The sequence below is a fragment of the Streptomyces griseus genome (assembly GCF_001715295.1).
Lineage (GTDB): Bacteria > Actinomycetota > Actinomycetes > Streptomycetales > Streptomycetaceae > Streptomyces > Streptomyces griseus_G.
Genome location: NZ_MDKB01000002.1, coordinates 697,712 through 713,578, shown reverse-complemented (window position 1 = coordinate 713,578; position 15,867 = coordinate 697,712). Strand labels below are relative to the sequence as shown.

Sequence of the window (15,867 nt, the reverse complement as noted above, 5' to 3'; positions counted from 1 at the left end):
CCGTCCCCTGGCCTGCGGCATGGGGGAAGTACGGGCGGCGGAGCCAATCGGGAGAACCTGCTTTGAGTCGTGAAACTGACAGTTCGTCGTCCGGGCCCCAGGGGCGCGGAGGAGCCGCGTACCCGTCAGGTACGCCGCCGTACGGATCACGCCAGTATCCGTCGTCGCACCCGTCCCCGGACGGACCGGGAGGGACTCCGGAGCCCGCGGATGCGGCTCAGCCCGAGGAGCCCAGAACCGAGACGACGCTGACGACGCGCATCCGGATCAACATCCCGGGTTCCCGTCCGATCCCGCCTGTCGTCATGCGCACGCCCATGAGCGACACCGACCCGGCCGGCGGACGTCCGGACGCCGAACGCACCGGCAGCACCCCGAGGCCCGCCGCGGCCGCGGGGCCGTCCGACGGACCGTCCGGTTCCGGTGAGCGTGGCGGTACCGGCCCGGACGCACGGGACGGTGGCGCGCGCGATGCCGGCCCCGGCTCCCAGGAGGCGGCCGGGAAGCCCGCGAAGGAGAAGAGCGGCAGCGACTGGTTCGCCCCGCGCAAGGCCCCCGCGGCCGGACCCGCCGCGGCCCCGGCCGCCGGGCCCGCCCCCGGCGGCCCGGCCGCACCGGGCAGCGGCCCGGGCCCCGTACCGCCCCGCGCCGACCTGCCGTACGGCCCGGACGCCCGGGCCGGTGACCGGGAAGCCGGCACGCCGGGCGGCAGCGCTCTGGACGCCTTCGGTGCGGACGGCCCCGGCGGTCCCCGCCCGCCCGCCCAGGGCCCGGGTGCACGCACTCCGGGGCCGGCCGGGCCCACCACCGGTCCGGTCACGGGCAGTTCGCCGCTGACGCCGAACCTCGACGGCCTCCCCGGCTTGGGCGGCCCGTCCGGCCCCCGGCCCGGCGGTCCGTCCGCCCCCGGTGGCGTACCGCCGCGGATGTCCGACGACACGGCGATCCTGACGCCGCAGCCCGCCGTCCCCGCGCCCGGCCCCGCCGGTCACGTCTCCGGTGACACGCTCACCAGCGGCATCCCCGTCGTCCCCCCGGAGTCCCGCTCGCCCTTCCCGGGCGGCCCCGGTTCCCCGGGCGGCCCCGGTTCCCCGGGCGGCCCCCGCACCCCCCTGGGGGGCCGGCCGGCCGACCCGATGGGCAGTGGGCCCGCGGGCCCTGAGGCATCGGCGCCCGCACCCCGGCCCACGCCGAAGGCGGCGCCGGCCCCGGCCAAGGGCCGTTCCAAGCTCGTCCTCCTGGGGGCGGCCGTCTTCGTCCTCCTCGGAGTCGCCTACGGCGCAGGCCTGCTGCTGAACCATTCCGAGGTACCCAAGGGCACCACCGTCCTCGGCGTCGACATCGGCGGCGGCACGAAGGAGCAGGCGGTCGCCAAGCTCGACAGCGCCCTCGGCGAGCGGGCCCGTACACCCCTGCGGCTGTCCGTGGACGGCAAGGAGGAGAAGCTCGCCCCGGACAAGGCCGGTCTGACCCTGGACAGCCAGGAGACCGTCCGCGGCGCCGCGGGGAGCGACTACAACCCGGTGTCGGTGATCGGCTCGCTCTTCGGCGGGGCACGCCCGGCCGACCCGGTCATCCCGGTCGACGAGGAGAAGCTGGGCGTCGCCCTGACCGACCTCGCGGGCGTCTCCGGCTCCGCGAACGACGGGACGATCAGGTTCGAGCCGAACAAGGCCGTGGCCGTGCCCGGGAAGTCGGGCAAGGCGCTCGACGTCAACCGGTCGATGATCTCCGTACGCGACGCCTACCGCGCGCAGGTCCAGACCGGGGAGCCCAGCGTCGTGGAACTGCCGGTCGCCACCACCGAACCCACCGTCAGCCAGGCCGAGATCGACCGGGCGATGAAGGAGTTCGCCAAGCCGGCGATGTCCGGGCTGATCACGATCAAGGCAGGGACCAAGCAGATCGACTTCGGTCCCGCCCGGTCGCTGCCGCAGATCCTCTCCATGAAGCCGGTCGACGGCCGGCTCGTCGAGGTCTACGACAAGAAGGCGATCGACACCCTGCTGGACGGCGTGTTCGACGGCATCATGATCACCAAGGGTGACGGCAAGAAGCACCAGGTCAGCGCCGATGACGTGGCCCACGCCATGCAGAGCGCACTGCTCGGCAAGACCCCCGCCGAGCGGACCGTCACGATCGACCTCGACGGCCAGGGCTGACCGGCCGCACCCACAGCCGCGTACGACCGCCCCCGCCCGGACCCCGGACGGGGGCGGCGTCGTCCGCTCCGCGGGACGTCGCCGTGGCCGCCTCAGGAACGGCGGCCCTGCTGCGGGGCGCGCGGATCCGGGGTCGACATGGCCCGCCCCACCATCGAGGTGAAGGGCGGGACGACCCTCAGTTCAGCATCGCGCGGGCGGCCCGGGCGCGGTGGCGGACGGCCTGGGCCGCCGTCGGTTCGACAGCGTCGACGACCTCCGCGTACTCCTCCATCTCGGCGGCTCCGCGCAGGTACTCCCCGCGCCGCACGAGCAGTTCCGCCCGCTCCAGGCGGAGCCTGGCCGGGTGGGAGGGCAGCAGCAGCGAGAGTTCGAGCGCCCACAGCGCCACGTCCGTGCGCTCGGGGCGGGTGGCGGCCCATGCCCTGACGTTGTTCAGGATCCGCAGCACCGTCTCCAGCGGCCCGGCGGGCACCAGCATCGACGCCTCCAGCGGCCGGCCGGTCGTCCGGGCCACCAGCAACTCCGCGTCCTCGCCGCTCAGCGGGGCACCGCCGGCGAACGGGTCGGCCAGCACCCGCTCCCCGGGGTCGCCGAAACCGACCACGAAGTGGCCGGGCAGCGCCACCCCGTACACCGGGGCGCCCGCCCTCCGCGCCACCTCGGTCCACACCACGGACAGCAGGATCGGAAGCCCCCTGCGCCGCCGCAGCACCTGCTGGAGCAGCGACGACTCCAGCCGCTGGTAGTCGCCGGGCGTGCCGGAGAATCCGCAGCGCACGCCGAGCAGTTCGGCGAGCGCCGCCGCCCACTCCCGGGCCCCGCGCACGCCGTAGGGAAGGAGACCGGCCAGCCGGTCCAGCTCGATCTGCGCCGCGTCGATGCCGTACGGGTCGGTGGCGGAGCCCGGCTCGGTCTCTCCCGCCTCGGCCCCCAGCAGCAGACAGAGAAGCGCGAGATCCGGCCGTTCCGCGCGCGCCTCCTCGGCGAACCGCCGCCGGAGTCCGGCCGTGCCGGGATTCTGAGAGCTCATGTCTGGCGTTCCCCTGCCGGTGTCCGCGCTACGCCGCGCGGAAGTGGTGGTAGCGATGGTGGGGGGCGAAGCCCATGCCGTCGTACAGGGCGCGTGCCCCTTCGTTGTCCGTCTCCACCTGGAGCCAGGCCGCGGACGCGCCTTCCCGCAGCGCCGTGCGGGCCAGGGCCGTCATCACGGCCGTCGCGAGACCGCGGCGCCGGTGTTCCGGTCCCACTTCGACGGCCATGAAGCCCGCCCAGCGGCCGTCCACCACGCACCGGCCGATCGCTGCGGGCATCCCTGCCGGGTCCTCACCGGGGACGGTGGCGAACCACACGGAGGGGCCGCTCTCCAGCACCTCCCGCACGTGGGCCCCCGGGGCCTCGCCGGGGGTGTCGAAGCGCCGGTACCGGGAGAGCCACGCCTCGTCCGCTCCGCGGGCCGTCCGCACCGCGGACACGTCCGCGTCCCGGTCGCCGAGCGGCGCCAGTGCGGCGATCCGTACGTCGGCCGAGACCTCGCGCCGCCACCCGGACGCCTCCAGGCCCGCGCAGAGCTGCTCCTGGGTGTCCTCGCCACCGGTGGCGGTCTGGACGTAGGCGGGCAGGTTCCGCGCCCCGTACCACCGGCGCACCCGGCGCAGCGCCTCGTCGAGCGGCATCCCCGGATCGCCGAGCGGGAGCACGGAGTTCGCCCGGCGGGTGAACCCGGCGGCGGCGCGCAGCCGCCAGTCGCCCAGCGCCTCGCTCTCCACGGGCTGCCAGGCGCGTGCGGCGACCCGGGCCAGTTCGCCGAAGGAGGCGGAGGGGCCGCGCCGCCGCGCCGGGGCGGCCGGGACGACCTTGCCCGCGACCAGCGCCGCTTCCGGAATGCGGACGCTCTCACCGTTCTTCGGTGTGATCGACAGGAGGCCTTTGTCCCACGATGTGAGAACCCCGACCGTGTCGGCGAACCTCGCGCCCGCCTCGGGAGCATCGGCGACGCGCCGTACGGACACGCGTTTTCCCACGTCAGCGGGTGTTATGCGAACCTCGAGTCGTCCGCTGATGGTGAATTCCACAGGTCTGTTCGCCCCTCCTGTTCGGATCGTGCTCCGGAACGGAGATACTAGGGGCGGGCATCGACGACGCCGCGCTCCCGCGCGAGAGCCAACGCCCTACCGAGGAGGAACGACAGCGTGACCTACGTCATCGCGCAGCCTTGTGTCGACGTGAAGGACAAGGCCTGCATCGAAGAGTGCCCCGTCGACTGCATCTACGAGGGCCAGCGGTCCTTGTACATCCACCCGGACGAGTGCGTCGACTGCGGAGCCTGTGAGCCGGTCTGTCCTGTGGAGGCCATCTTCTACGAGGACGACACCCCGGAGGAGTGGAAGGACTACTACAAGGCGAACGTCGAGTTCTTCGACGACCTCGGCTCGCCGGGTGGCGCGTCCAAGCTGGGCCTCATCGAGCGCGACCACGCGTTCATCGCCGCGCTGCCGCCGCAGAACCAGTAACAGCGGCACCACGAGCGCCGCCCGGTCCCGTACGGCTCGTCCCCGTACGGGACCGAGGTGTTTTCCAGGCCCCGGCCCCGTACCCCGCCGATCGAGCGGCCGTACGGGACAGTCCGTACGGGAGTGTCCGTACGGGGAAGACGAGAAAGCAGAGTTCCGTGTCCGCAGAAGCCCCCGTCTCCTCCCGCCTCCCCGTCTTCCCGTGGGACAGGCTCGCGCCGTACAAGTCGACGGCCGCCGCCCACCCGGACGGCATCGTGGACCTGTCCGTCGGCACGCCCGTGGACCCGGTGCCCGAGCTGATCCAGAGGGCGCTGATCGCCGCCGCCGACAGCCCCGGCTATCCGACGGTGTGGGGGACGACCGCCCTGCGGGACGCACTGACGGGTTGGGTGGAACGGCGGCTCGGCGCGGCCGGCGTGACGCACGAGAACGTCCTGCCGGTCGTCGGCTCCAAGGAACTGGTGGCCTGGCTGCCGACCCAGCTGGGACTCGGCGCGGGCGACAGGGTGGCCTACCCCCGGCTCGCCTACCCCACCTACGAGGTCGGCGCCCGGCTCTGCGGGGCCGAACCCGTCGTCTACGACGACCCGACGGAGTTGGACCCGGCGGGGCTCGCGCTGCTGTGGCTCAACTCGCCGTCCAACCCGACGGGCCGCGTCCTCGCGAAGGACGAGCTGACGAGGATCGTCGCGTGGGCCCGTGAGCACGGCGTGCTGGTGTTCAGCGACGAGTGCTACCTGGAGCTCGGCTGGGAGGCCGATCCGGTCTCGGTGCTGCACCAGGACGTGTGCGGCGGCAGCTACGACGGCATCGTGGCCGTCCACTCGCTCTCCAAGCGGTCCAACCTGGCCGGGTACCGCGCGGCGTTCGTCGCGGGCGACGCGGCCGTGCTCGGCGAGCTGCTCCGGATCCGCAAGCACGGCGGAATGATGACCGCGGCGCCGGTCCAGGCGGCCACCGTCGCGGCGCTGGGCGACGACACCCACGTGGCCGAGCAGCGCGGGCGGTACGCGCGGCGCCGTACGGCACTGCGGGCGGCCCTGGAGGCACACGGCTTCCGGATCGAGCACAGCGAGGCGAGCCTCTACCTGTGGGCCACGCGCGACGAGCCGTGCTGGGAGACCGTGGCCCACCTGGCCGGGCTGGGCATCCTGGTGGCGCCGGGGGACTTCTACGGCCCGGCCGGCGGGCGCTTCGTCCGGGTTGCGATGACGGCGACGGACGAGCGGGTGGACGCGGCGGTCGAGCGCCTGTCCTGAGCGGGCAGTGCATGCGAACGCCCGGCCGGGGTTTCCCGGCCGGGCGTGGTGCGTGGGCGGCCGATGTCCGGGCCGCACCCCGTGGGCGGACGTGGTGCGACGGCTCCGGCAAGCCGGGGCGCGCTGCCCGGGCCTCGCGGCCGCCGCGTACGCCGGTGGCTCAGCCGATCGGCAGGCCACCCGTCGGCAGGCCCTTGGTGGGCAGGCCGTCGGTGGACAGGGTGTCGTCCGCCAGTTCGCCGTCCGCCACCGTGCCGGCCTTCTGGACGGCCTTGCCGGCGACCGGGAGGGTCGTGCCGACGACCTTGCCGCCGGTCTCGTTCGCCACGCCGGCACCCTGCTTCGACGCGGAGTCCAGGGTGCTGCTGACGCCGGCTCCGTCGAGTGAGGTCAGGCCGCCGAGGGCGGGGGTCTGCGGGAGCCCCGCGGCACCCGCGGCACCGGCCGCACCGACCACGGGGGCCGCGCCCGCGGCGATCAGCAGTGCGGTACGGGCGATCCTGCGGGTCAGGGGGAGGGACATGATGCTCCTTCGACGGGACTTCTGCGGATGATCGGCAGACGGGGGATCTGCCTGTCCGGTGATCGGACGCACTGAACAACCGGTCCGGGGGCGGGGAAGGTTGCGGGACGCCGGGGTAAAGACTCGGCAATGCGTCAGATAATCCGCATCACGGGGACCCGGGCGGAGGAGGCCTGGGCAGACGTCCTGGCGAAACGTCACTTCCGTTGCCGTGCACGGGGTCACGGGGATATCCGCCGGGTTCGCCGGGCAGGGGTGCGCGCGGGTGAGAGGGAGAGGGCGGTTGACTCGTACGCAGGACGGTCCGTACTACTGAGCGAGCCGCATGCGGACCGCCGCGGTGCCCGATTCCTTGCGTTCCGTCCGCCAGCCGGTGCCCGGGGTCCACACCTGGCCGGCGTAGGAGACCGTCTCGATCCGCAGGGTGCCCGCCCGGGCCACCGCCCAGTGCGCGAGTTCCCAGCCGCGCCGCGAGGCCTTCCCGCCGGCCTCCGCGGGCACGGGTACCGAGACCGGGCCGGCCGAGGAGGCGCCCGCGGTCCCGGCGGCCGGCAGCACGTCCTTGCCGAAGGAGCGCACCAGATCCGCCCGCACCTCGGCCGCGTCCCCGGGGCCGGTGGCCGTCGCCGTGGCGGGCGAGCAGGTCAGGGACGCCGGGGCGCGGCCCGTCAGCGCGGCGGACAGCAGTGTGGCATCCGGCTCGTGCTTGGCGTAGGCCTGCGGGAATCCGCTCTTCTGCACCCGCTGGGCCGCGACGGTGAGCGGCAACCGCGAGTAGCCCGGAACCTCGGCCAGGTGCTCGTAGAACTCGCCGGACGCGTACACCGGGTCGAGGATCTCCGCCGGGGTGCCCCAGCCCTGCGACGGGCGCTGCTGGAAGAGCCCGAGGGAGTCCCGGTCGCCGTGGTCGAGGTTGCGCAGCGCGGACTCCTGGAGCGCGGTCGCCAGCGCGATGGTCACCGCGCGCTCGGGCATCCCGCGCGCGGTGCCCACCGCGGAGATCGTCGCCGCGTTGGCGGCCTGCTCGGGGCTCAACTCGTACGTGCGGCCCCCGCCCCCGTCGGCGGACCGCACGGTGCACCGCGGCGCGCCCTTGTGGGAGACGTACTGGAGGGCCACGTAACCGGCCACGGCCACGAGCACGGCGAAGGCGGCGGCGGTACGCAGGAGGCGGCTGCGGCGGGTGGTGGAGGCGGTCCTGGGCACGGGGCCCACCGTACTGGAGGGTAGGGCCGGGGCGGGTATCCCTGTCGCCTCAGGGCTGTCCCGCATCTGACGTCGCACGCTGATCCACCGGGAAGTGCGGGACAGCCCTTAGGCTCGTGGCCATGTACGGACACACGCTCGACCTGGCCCTGGACGGCCCGGAACTCACCGCCCGGCTCGTCGACTTTCCGTCGGTCAGCGGGCAGGAGAAGGACCTCGCCGACGCCATCGAGGCCGCCCTGCGCCCGCTGACCCACCTGACCGTCGACCGGTACGGCAACAACATCGTCGCCCGGACCTCGCTGGGCCGTGCCGAGCGCGTCGTGCTGGCGGGCCACATCGACACCGTCCCCATCGCCGGCAACGTGCCGTCCCGCCTCGACGAGGACGGCGTGCTGTGGGGGTGCGGCAGCACGGACATGAAGTCGGGCGTCGCCGTCCAGCTGCGGATCGCGGCGACCGTACCGGAGCCCAACCGCGACCTGACCTTCATCTTCTACGACAACGAAGAGGTCGCCGCCCACCTCAACGGCCTCGGCCACGTCGCCGAGGCGCACCCGGACTGGCTGGAGGCGGACTTCGCCGTCCTCCTGGAGGGCTCCGACGCCGAGGTCGAGGGCGGCTGCCAGGGCACGCTCCGGGTCCACCTGCGGCTGGAGGGCGAGCGGGCGCACTCGGCCCGCGGCTGGATGGGGTCCAACGCGATCCACGCGGCCGCGCCGGTACTGGCCCGGCTGGCCGCGTACGAGCCCCGCCGTCCGGTCATCGACGGCCTGGAGTACCACGAGGGGCTCAACGCCGTCGGCATCGAGGGCGGCGTCGCCACCAACGTCATCCCGGACGCCTGCACCGTGGTGGTCAACTACCGCTACGCCCCCGACCTCACGCCGGAGCAGGCCGAGGCCCATGTCCAGGAGGTCTTCGCGGACTGCGGCGTCGCCGATTTCACGGTCGACGACCACTCCGGCGCGGCGATGCCCGGACTCTCGCACCCCGCGGCCAAGGCGTTCATGGAGGCGGTCGGCGGGACGGCGAAGCCCAAGTTCGGCTGGACGGACGTCTCCCGGTTCGGCTCGCTCGGCATCCCGGCGGTCAACTACGGCCCCGGCGACCCCCTCTTCGCTCACAAGCGTGACGAGCACGTGCGCGTCGACCGGATCACGCGTTGCGAGGAGCGCCTCCGCTCCTGGCTCACCGCCTGACGCACGGCATTCCCCTGCCGGTAACCTCCGCGGACCTAGGCTGGAGCGACACACGCATCACGCAGGTCGGCGGAGGGAGCAGGTCATGGGCAACCCGGAGGACGCGCGGATCCCCGAGGGCGCGCAGGTCCCCGAGGGCGCGGTGCAGCCCGAGGAACAGCGGATGGGCCCGGTGCTGCGCCGCAGGGACCAGGTGCAGCCGGGCACGACCGACCAGCGCCTGCTCGACACCGAGGGTGACTCCGAGTGGGTGCACACCGACCCGTGGCGGGTCATGCGGATCCAGTCGGAGTTCGTGGAGGGCTTCGGGGCGCTGGCCGAACTGCCGAGCGCCATCAGCGTCTTCGGTTCCGCCCGCACCCCGGCCGGCGGGCCGGACTACGAGGCGGGCGTGCGCATCGGCAGGGCCCTGGTCGAGGCGGGGTTCGCGGTCATCACGGGCGGTGGCCCGGGGGCCATGGAGGCGGCGAACAAGGGGGCGAGGGAAGCCAAGGGCGTCTCGGTCGGACTCGGCATCGAGCTGCCGTTCGAGTCCGGCCTGAATCCACATGTCGACATCGGCGTCAACTTCCGCTACTTCTTCGTCCGCAAGACGATGTTCGTGAAGTACGCCCAGGGGTTCGTGGTCCTGCCCGGCGGCCTCGGCACGCTGGACGAGCTCTTCGAGGCGCTGACGCTGGTGCAGACCGGCAAGGTGACGCGCTTCCCGATCGTGCTGTTCGGCTCGGCGTACTGGAACGGGCTGGTGGACTGGCTGCGGAACACGGTGGTCGCGGGCGGCAAGGCCTCCGAGAAGGACCTGATGCTGTTCCATGTGACCGACGACGTGGACGAGGCGGTCCGGCTGGTGACGAAGGAAGTCGGGCGCTGAGGGGTGGTGCCGGGTGGCCGCGGGGCGCCGGGACCACCCGGCGCCCCGGGATCACGCCAGTCCCCTCCGGGCCACGGCGGGCGCGCGGTGGCCCGCGATGGACGCCACCATGTCCAGGACCTGCCGCGTCTCCGCCACCTCGTGCACCCGGTAGACCCGCGCTCCCAGCCACGCCGACACGGCCGTCGTCGCGAGCGTGCCGATCACACGCTCCTTGACCGGCTTGTCCAGCGACTCCCCGACGAAGTCCTTGTTGGACAGCGAGACCAGCACGGGCCAGCCGGTGGCCGTCATCTCGTCGAGCCGGCGCGTGGCCTCCAGGGAGTGCCGGGTGTTCTTGCCGAAGTCGTGACCGGGATCGATCATGATGCCGTCCGGCCGGACCCCGAGCGCCACGGCCCGTTCGGCGAGGCCCACGGTCACCCGCAGGATGTCCGCCATCACGTCGTCGTACGCCACCCGGTGCGGCCGCGTACGCGGCTCCGCACCGCCGGTGTGCGTGCAGACGAGGCCCACCCCGTACCGCGCGGCGACCTCGGCGAGCTTCGGGTCGACCCCGCCCCACGCGTCGTTGAGCAGGTCCGCCCCCGCCTCGCAGACGGCCTCACCCACATCGTGCCGCCAGGTGTCCACACTGATCACCACGTCCGGGTGGCGGCGGCGCACCTCCGCGACGAAGCCCACCGTCCGGCGGGCCTCCTCCTGCGCCGACACCTCCTCACCGGGACCTGCCTTCACCCCGCCGATGTCGATGATCGCGGCGCCCTCCGCGACGGCCTCCTCGACCCGGGCCAGCGCGGGCTCGTCGCGGAACGTCGCCCCCTGGTCGTAGAAGGAATCGGGGGTCCGGTTCACGATGGCCATGATCACCGGCTCGTGCGGTCCGAACTCGCGCCGCCCCAGCCTGAGCGCCCCGCTTGGCATTGCTGTGTCCTCCTAGGTAGGTCGCCTGCGACCCTAAGCCCTCCGTCCGGATCACGCCGGGTCCGCCCCGGCCCGTCGGGAAAGGCCCTGACTGTCGGTGGCGCATGGCACGATCTGGACGGACAGGTATCCGCTTCCGGGGAGATGCACGTGTTCTGGTTCTTGCTGCTCACGATGGCCGTGGTCGTGGCCGCGGTCACACTGGCGGTGGTCGGCGGAGGTGGAAGCGCGGTGCTGCAGGACGTCGAGGGCGAGCGGCTCACCGATCCGCTCCCGGCGGACCGCCCGGTCGGCCGGGCCGACATCGAGGCGCTGCGGCTGCCCATGGCGGTGCGGGGCTACCGCATGACGGACGTGGACGAGGCGCTGGGCAGGCTCGGCGCCGAGCTCGCCGAGCGGGACGCCCGCATCGCCGAGCTGGAGTCCGCACTCGCCGGGGCGCGGGCGGCCGCGGCGGGAGGCCCCGGCCTCTTCGAGCGGCCCGGCCGGCCGCGCACCGGGGAGAGCGGCGGGCCCGCGGAGGAGGACGGGCGATGAGCGGTGTCCTGCCCGCACCTGACGGACGCCCGCGCTGCCCGTGGGGCCTGTCCGCGGAGGACTACCTCACCTACCACGACACCGAGTGGGGCCGCCCGGTCCGCGGCGACGACGCCCTCTTCGAGCGGCTCTGCCTGGAGGCTTTCCAGTCCGGCCTCTCGTGGCTGACGATCCTGCGCCGCCGGGAGGGTTTCCGCAGCGCCTTCGCCGGATTCAGCATCGCGGCGGTGGCGGAGTTCACCGACGCCGACAGGGAACGCCTCCTCGCCGACGCCGGAATCATCCGCAACCGGGCCAAGATCGACGCGACGCTGGCCAACGCCCGGGTGCTGGCCGGCTGGGACGAGGGCGAGCTGGACGCCCTCGTCTGGTCCTACGCCCCCGATCCGGCCACCCGTGCCGTCCCCCGCACCCTCGACGACGTCCCCGCGATCACCCCGGAGTCCACCGCGCTGGCCAAGGAGCTCAAGAGGCGGTCCGTCCGGTTCGTCGGCCCCACGACCGCCTACGCACTGATGCAGGCCTGCGGTCTGGTCGACGACCACCTGGCCGACTGCGTGGCCAGGGGCGGCCGGTAGCGGTCCGCAGCCGGTCTACCGGCCGAGGTACTTCGGCGGCTGCTTGGCGAGGAAGGCCTCGACCGCGATCGTGTGGTCCTCGGAGGCTCCCGCCCGGGTCTGCAGTTCGTCCTCCTTCTCCAGCGACTCTGCGAGTGTGTGGCCGGCGCCGTAGGCCATGGAGGCCTTGAGCGACGCGTAGGCCACCGTCGGCCCGTCCGCCAGGGCACGGGCCACCGCCAGGGCCTCCGCGGCCAGGTCGGCCGCCGGTACGACCTTGTTGGCGATGCCCAGCTCGTACGCCTCCTGGGCGGTGATCGAGCGGGGGAAGAACAGCAGGTCGGCGGCGCGGCTCGCGCCGATCAGCCGGGGCAGCGTCCAGGAGACCCCCGAGTCGGCGGTCAGCGCCACGCCCGCGAACGACGTGTTGAAGGCCGCGGTGTCGGCGACCACGCGGTAGTCGGCGGCGAGGGCGAACCCGAAACCCGCGCCGGCGGCGACCCCGTTGACGCCCGCGACGACGGGCTTCTCCATCTCGGTGAGGGCCCGCACGATCGGGTTGTAGTGCTCGCGCACGGTGCTCAGCGCGTTGCCGCCCCCCGCCCCGCGGGCCTCGGCGAGCTTGGCGACGTGCTCCTTCAGGTCCTGGCCCACGCAGAAGGCCCGCCCGGTCGCGGTCAGCAGGACCGCCCGTACGCCGCTGTCGTCCGCGACGGCCCGCAGCGCGTCGCGCAGCGCGACCTTGGCGGCGGTGTTCATGGCGTTCATCGCGTCAGGGCGATTGATCGTGATCGTCGCGAGCCCGTCGCTCACGTCGGTGAGCACGGTGTCGGCCACGTCGGCCATCGCTGGGTCTCCTTACGGCTCCGGCATTGTGCCTGTCCACGCAAGCATGGCCGACGCCGCGTGCACGGTATATGTGACCTGCGTCTAACAATTGGCTCTCGGCTGAGGGGTGGCGGCGGCGCAGTATCGCAGCCGGATCGCCGAATTGAGTGGTTTTGGCAGAGCGCGTTGCGCAAGCGATGCCGACCGATGTTGGTCATCGGGGTCTTCGATGCGGGATAATGCGGAGGAAGCATTGTGTTCGACGCCGGTGAGGCAGCGCCTGTCATGGAGCCGCCGGTTGCGATGAGCTGGTTTCAGGAAGGGGAACGAGCATGGCGGCCATGAAGCCGCGGACGGGCGACGGCCCGCTCGAGGTGACAAAGGAGGGGCGGGGCATCGTCATGCGCGTTCCGCTCGAAGGCGGCGGTCGGCTTGTCGTCGAGCTGACTCCGGACGAGGCCGATGCACTCGGCGACGCCTTGAAGAAGGTCGTCGGCTGAGACCGCGCCCACACTTCACCCCTGCCCCGGCGCGGAACGCGTGCCGGGGCAGCGGTGCGCCGGGGGCCGGACGCCCGGCCGGGCCGCTCCGGACGGGCACCTGAAGGTCAGCCGCGCCGTACCGCACAGAGCAGGCCGTCGCCCACCGGCAGCAGCGTCGCCATGAGCTCCTGGCTCTCCCGCACGGCCCGCAGCAGTTCGCGCAGGCGCAGCACCTCGGCCGGCTGGGCGGCGGAGTCGATCGTGCGCCCGTCCGCGAAGACGCCTTCGAAGCAGACCAGGCCGCCCGGCCTCAGCAGGCGCAACGATTCAGCGAGGCAGTCCATGCTCTCGAGCCGGTCGCCGTCGCAGAAGACGAGGTCGTACCCGCCGTCCGCGAGACGCGGCAGGACGTCGAGGGCGCGTCCCGGGATGAAGCGGGAGCGATTCGTGGCGAAGCCGGCCGCCCGGAACGCCTCGCGGGCGAACTGCTGGCGTTCCGGCTCGGGGTCGACGGTGGTCAGTACGCCGTCCGGGCGCATCCCCTGGAGCAGGTAGATGCCCGACACGCCCGTTCCCGTGCCGATCTCGGCCACCGCTTTGGCGTCCGCCGTCGCCGCGAGCAGGCGCAGGGCGGCGCCCGTGCCCGGGGACACCGAACGGAGCCCTGTCTCGTGAGCCCGGTCCCGGGCCCAGAGCAGAGCTTCTTCCTCGGCGACAAAGGCGTCGGCGAACGCCCAGCTCGTCTGCCGGTTGGCGGTAATGACCCTCTCCTGTCCCCGTAGTTGGCGCAACGGTGACTGTATCGGCTGGAGCCGGGAACCCGCAGATGGGACCGGGCGTTAGGAAGGGGCAGGGGAAAACACCTGGACCGGGCCCCGTGGCCGGGCCCGCGACGGTGCCCCTGGGTTCCCGGAAGACCGGGCACCACCAGGGAATAAGGCTTATCCGGAGCTAACGGGCGAGGTGGCTATGGTAGGGGCTCCACTGGACACCACCAGAGCCGATAGGGGAGGTGCGGCTGCGCCTGTGGGCCGGGGAGGAGTGCTGCGGCGCTTCCTCGGGTCGGCGGGTGAGCCGAAATCCGTGACCGACATCGCTGACCGTTCTTCCAACGTTTCCGCACCGACCGCGACCTTCGCCTCTGATGCGGATTCTCAGGCGTGGACCCCGCCCTCATGGGAAGAGATCGTCAGCACGCACAGCGGTCGGGTGTACCGCCTCGCCTACCGCCTGACGGGTAATCAGCACGACGCCGAGGACCTCACCCAGGAGGTCTTCGTCCGTGTCTTCCGTTCGCTGTCGACGTACACGCCCGGCACGTTCGAGGGCTGGCTGCACAGAATCACGACGAATCTCTTCCTCGACATGGTCCGCCGCAAGCAGCGGATCCGTTTCGACTCGCTGGGCGACGACGCCGCGGAGCGGCTGCCGAGCCGCGAGCCGTCCCCCCAGCAGGTCTTCAACGACACGCACTTCGACGCGGACGTGCAGCAGGCGCTGGACACCCTCGCGCCCGAGTTCCGCGCCGCGGTCGTGCTCTGCGACATCGAAGGCCTCTCGTACGAGGAGATCGCCGCCACCCTCGGCGTCAAGCTCGGCACGGTGCGCAGCCGCATCCACCGCGGCCGCTCCCACCTGCGCAAGGCGCTGCAGCACCGTTCGCCCGAGGCCCGCGCCGAGCAGCGTTCCCTGGCGGACGCGGTCCTGGCAGGGGAGGGCGGAACGGCGTGAGTGGCACAGGTCAGACCCCCGCGGAGCAGCACCTGGGGGACCGGCTCGCCGCGCTTGTCGACGGCGAGCTCGCGCACGATGCCCGGGAGCGGGTCCTCGCCCACCTGGCGACCTGTTCCCGCTGCAAGGCCGAGGCCGACGCCCAGCGGCGGCTGAAGAGCGCCTTCGCCTCCGCCGCCCCGCCCTCACCCTCGGAGGGCTTCCTCGCGCGCCTGCAGGGTCTCCCCGGGGGCGCCGGCGGTGACGACGACAGCCGGGGCGAACCCTTCGGTGGCGGCAGACGCCTCGGGGAAGGGGTCTTCCCCGTCCTGCGTCCCCCCGGTCGTACGGAGCCTCCGGGGTCCTCACCCCTGAGCGGCTTCGGTTACCTGCCCACCGCGCACGGTTCGGGCGCCGTGCTGCCCGGCCGGCCCTCGGATCCGGTCTTCCGCGTCCACGGAACCGGCCGCGAGGCGGAGCGTTCCCCCTGGCGTGCCCGGCGTTTCGCGTTCGCCGCGGCCGGCGCCGTCTCGCTGGCGGCCATCGCGCTCGGCGGCACCCTGCCGCTCGGTTACGGGCCCGACGCGCCGCTCAGCGCGGAGGGCGCCGGTGCCCGCGTGACCCCGCTCGACTCCAAGACCCGGGCGGCGAGCGCCGCTGCGCGCAGCGGGAGCGCCGAGTCGCGGACCGGGAGCTCCTCCACCGCGGCCTCCCGGACGGATGGCGGCGCACTCGCGACCGGTGGGGGCCCGGGCGTACCGAAGGCTCCGGCGCCGACGCCGTCCTCGGTTTCCGGGCCGGTGCTCGTCGCCGCGCCCTCCCTGCTCGGCACGCCGGCTCTCACCGGGCGCACGCTCGCCTTCCCCGTGCTGAACGTGACGGTCCCGCCGCTGATACGCCCGACGGACGCCGGTCCGCTGTTCTCCGCCGCCCTCGGCCGGCCCGCGGCCCCGAAACCGGCTGCGCCCTCGGTGGCGGCACCCTCGGCCCCGCCGCAGGTGCGCGACCGGGCGATTCCGCTCTCCCCGCTGCGCTGACCGGGGACCCTGCGCGCCGATTCGCAAACCTGGTTGAATTCCGGCAGGAACGC

17 protein-coding genes are annotated in these 15,867 nt (G+C 73.4%); 10 read left to right on the top strand and 7 right to left on the bottom strand.

Annotation, left to right across the window (positions count from 1 at the left end):
• The first annotated feature begins 62 nt into the window (after positions 1-62).
• Complete coding sequence (locus BA175_RS30510) at positions 63-2,162, top strand: hypothetical protein (protein ID WP_175420792.1); 2,100 nt, start codon at positions 63-65, stop codon at positions 2,160-2,162.
• Between the two features lie 178 nt (positions 2,163-2,340).
• Here BA175_RS30510 and BA175_RS09660 read toward each other — a convergent pair whose 3' ends face one another.
• Together BA175_RS09660 and BA175_RS09655 are read right to left on the bottom strand one after the other, a co-directional pair.
• Positions 2,341-3,195, bottom strand: coding sequence for a transglutaminase-like domain-containing protein (locus BA175_RS09660; RefSeq protein WP_069170886.1), 855 nt, complete (start codon positions 3,193-3,195; stop codon positions 2,341-2,343).
• Positions 3,196-3,223: 28 nt separating this feature from the next.
• Entirely contained in the window at positions 3,224-4,237 is a 1,014-nt protein-coding gene (locus BA175_RS09655; protein WP_069170885.1) for a GNAT family N-acetyltransferase, read from the bottom strand.
• Between the two features lie 117 nt (positions 4,238-4,354).
• Between BA175_RS09655 and fdxA the strand changes: the two genes are divergently transcribed.
• Positions 4,355-4,675 carry a ferredoxin gene (gene fdxA / locus BA175_RS09650; RefSeq protein ID WP_018956287.1) on the top strand — a complete coding sequence of 107 codons (321 nt, stop codon included), beginning with the start codon at positions 4,355-4,357 and terminating at the stop codon, positions 4,673-4,675.
• A gap of 158 nt (positions 4,676-4,833) precedes the next feature.
• Positions 4,834-5,937, top strand: a complete 1,104-nt coding sequence (gene dapC / locus BA175_RS09645) for a succinyldiaminopimelate transaminase (protein ID WP_069170884.1) — start codon at positions 4,834-4,836, stop codon at positions 5,935-5,937.
• 160 nt (positions 5,938-6,097) lie between these two features.
• Here the strand turns inward: dapC and BA175_RS09640 are convergent, their stop codons facing one another.
• Together BA175_RS09640 and BA175_RS09635 are read right to left on the bottom strand one after the other, a co-directional pair.
• Complete coding sequence (locus tag BA175_RS09640; RefSeq protein ID WP_069170883.1) at positions 6,098-6,460, bottom strand: ATP-binding protein; 363 nt, start codon at positions 6,458-6,460, stop codon at positions 6,098-6,100.
• A 309-nt stretch (positions 6,461-6,769) separates the two neighbouring features.
• A complete protein-coding gene (locus tag BA175_RS09635; RefSeq protein WP_175420791.1) occupies positions 6,770-7,666 on the bottom strand; it encodes a hypothetical protein in 897 nt (298 codons plus the stop codon).
• A gap of 122 nt (positions 7,667-7,788) precedes the next feature.
• On the opposite strand from BA175_RS09635, the gene dapE reads away from it, so the two are divergent.
• Together dapE and BA175_RS09625 are read left to right on the top strand one after the other, a co-directional pair.
• Positions 7,789-8,868, top strand: a complete 1,080-nt coding sequence (gene dapE / locus BA175_RS09630) for a succinyl-diaminopimelate desuccinylase (RefSeq protein ID WP_069170881.1) — start codon at positions 7,789-7,791, stop codon at positions 8,866-8,868.
• Between the two features lie 85 nt (positions 8,869-8,953).
• Entirely contained in the window at positions 8,954-9,739 is a 786-nt protein-coding gene (locus tag BA175_RS09625; protein WP_069170880.1) for a TIGR00730 family Rossman fold protein, read from the top strand.
• Between the two features lie 51 nt (positions 9,740-9,790).
• On the opposite strand, the gene folP is transcribed toward BA175_RS09625, so the two are convergent.
• The gene (folP, locus tag BA175_RS09620) at positions 9,791-10,663 is read right to left on the bottom strand and encodes a dihydropteroate synthase (RefSeq protein WP_069170879.1); all 873 of its coding nucleotides are present in this window, start codon (positions 10,661-10,663) and stop codon (positions 9,791-9,793) included.
• A 144-nt stretch (positions 10,664-10,807) separates the two neighbouring features.
• Between folP and BA175_RS09615 the strand changes: the two genes are divergently transcribed.
• Together BA175_RS09615 and BA175_RS09610 are read left to right on the top strand one after the other, a co-directional pair.
• Positions 10,808-11,200, top strand: coding sequence for a DivIVA domain-containing protein (locus BA175_RS09615; RefSeq protein ID WP_175420790.1), 393 nt, complete (start codon positions 10,808-10,810; stop codon positions 11,198-11,200).
• Positions 11,197-11,778, top strand: coding sequence for a DNA-3-methyladenine glycosylase I (locus BA175_RS09610; RefSeq protein ID WP_069170878.1), 582 nt, complete (start codon positions 11,197-11,199; stop codon positions 11,776-11,778). Before BA175_RS09615 ends, BA175_RS09610 begins: the two co-directional genes overlap by 4 nt.
• A 15-nt stretch (positions 11,779-11,793) precedes the next feature.
• Here BA175_RS09610 and BA175_RS09605 read toward each other — a convergent pair whose 3' ends face one another.
• A complete protein-coding gene (locus BA175_RS09605) occupies positions 11,794-12,603 on the bottom strand; it encodes an enoyl-CoA hydratase/isomerase family protein (protein WP_069170877.1) in 810 nt (269 codons plus the stop codon).
• Between the two features lie 314 nt (positions 12,604-12,917).
• Between BA175_RS09605 and BA175_RS09600 the strand changes: the two genes are divergently transcribed.
• On the top strand, positions 12,918-13,085 hold the full coding sequence (locus BA175_RS09600; RefSeq protein WP_003966491.1) for a DUF3117 domain-containing protein: 168 nt from the start codon (positions 12,918-12,920) through the stop codon (positions 13,083-13,085).
• 107 nt (positions 13,086-13,192) lie between these two features.
• Here the strand turns inward: BA175_RS09600 and BA175_RS09595 are convergent, their stop codons facing one another.
• On the bottom strand, positions 13,193-13,858 hold the full coding sequence (locus tag BA175_RS09595) for an O-methyltransferase (RefSeq protein ID WP_056793956.1): 666 nt from the start codon (positions 13,856-13,858) through the stop codon (positions 13,193-13,195).
• Between the two features lie 178 nt (positions 13,859-14,036).
• Between BA175_RS09595 and sigE the strand changes: the two genes are divergently transcribed.
• The gene (sigE, locus tag BA175_RS09590) at positions 14,037-14,798 is read left to right on the top strand and encodes an RNA polymerase sigma factor SigE (RefSeq protein ID WP_175420789.1); all 762 of its coding nucleotides are present in this window, start codon (positions 14,037-14,039) and stop codon (positions 14,796-14,798) included.
• Positions 14,795-15,814, top strand: coding sequence for an anti-sigma factor family protein (locus BA175_RS09585; protein ID WP_069170875.1), 1,020 nt, complete (start codon positions 14,795-14,797; stop codon positions 15,812-15,814). The genes sigE and BA175_RS09585 overlap by 4 nt, the downstream gene beginning before the upstream one ends.
• The last annotated feature ends 53 nt before the right edge of the window (positions 15,815-15,867 follow it).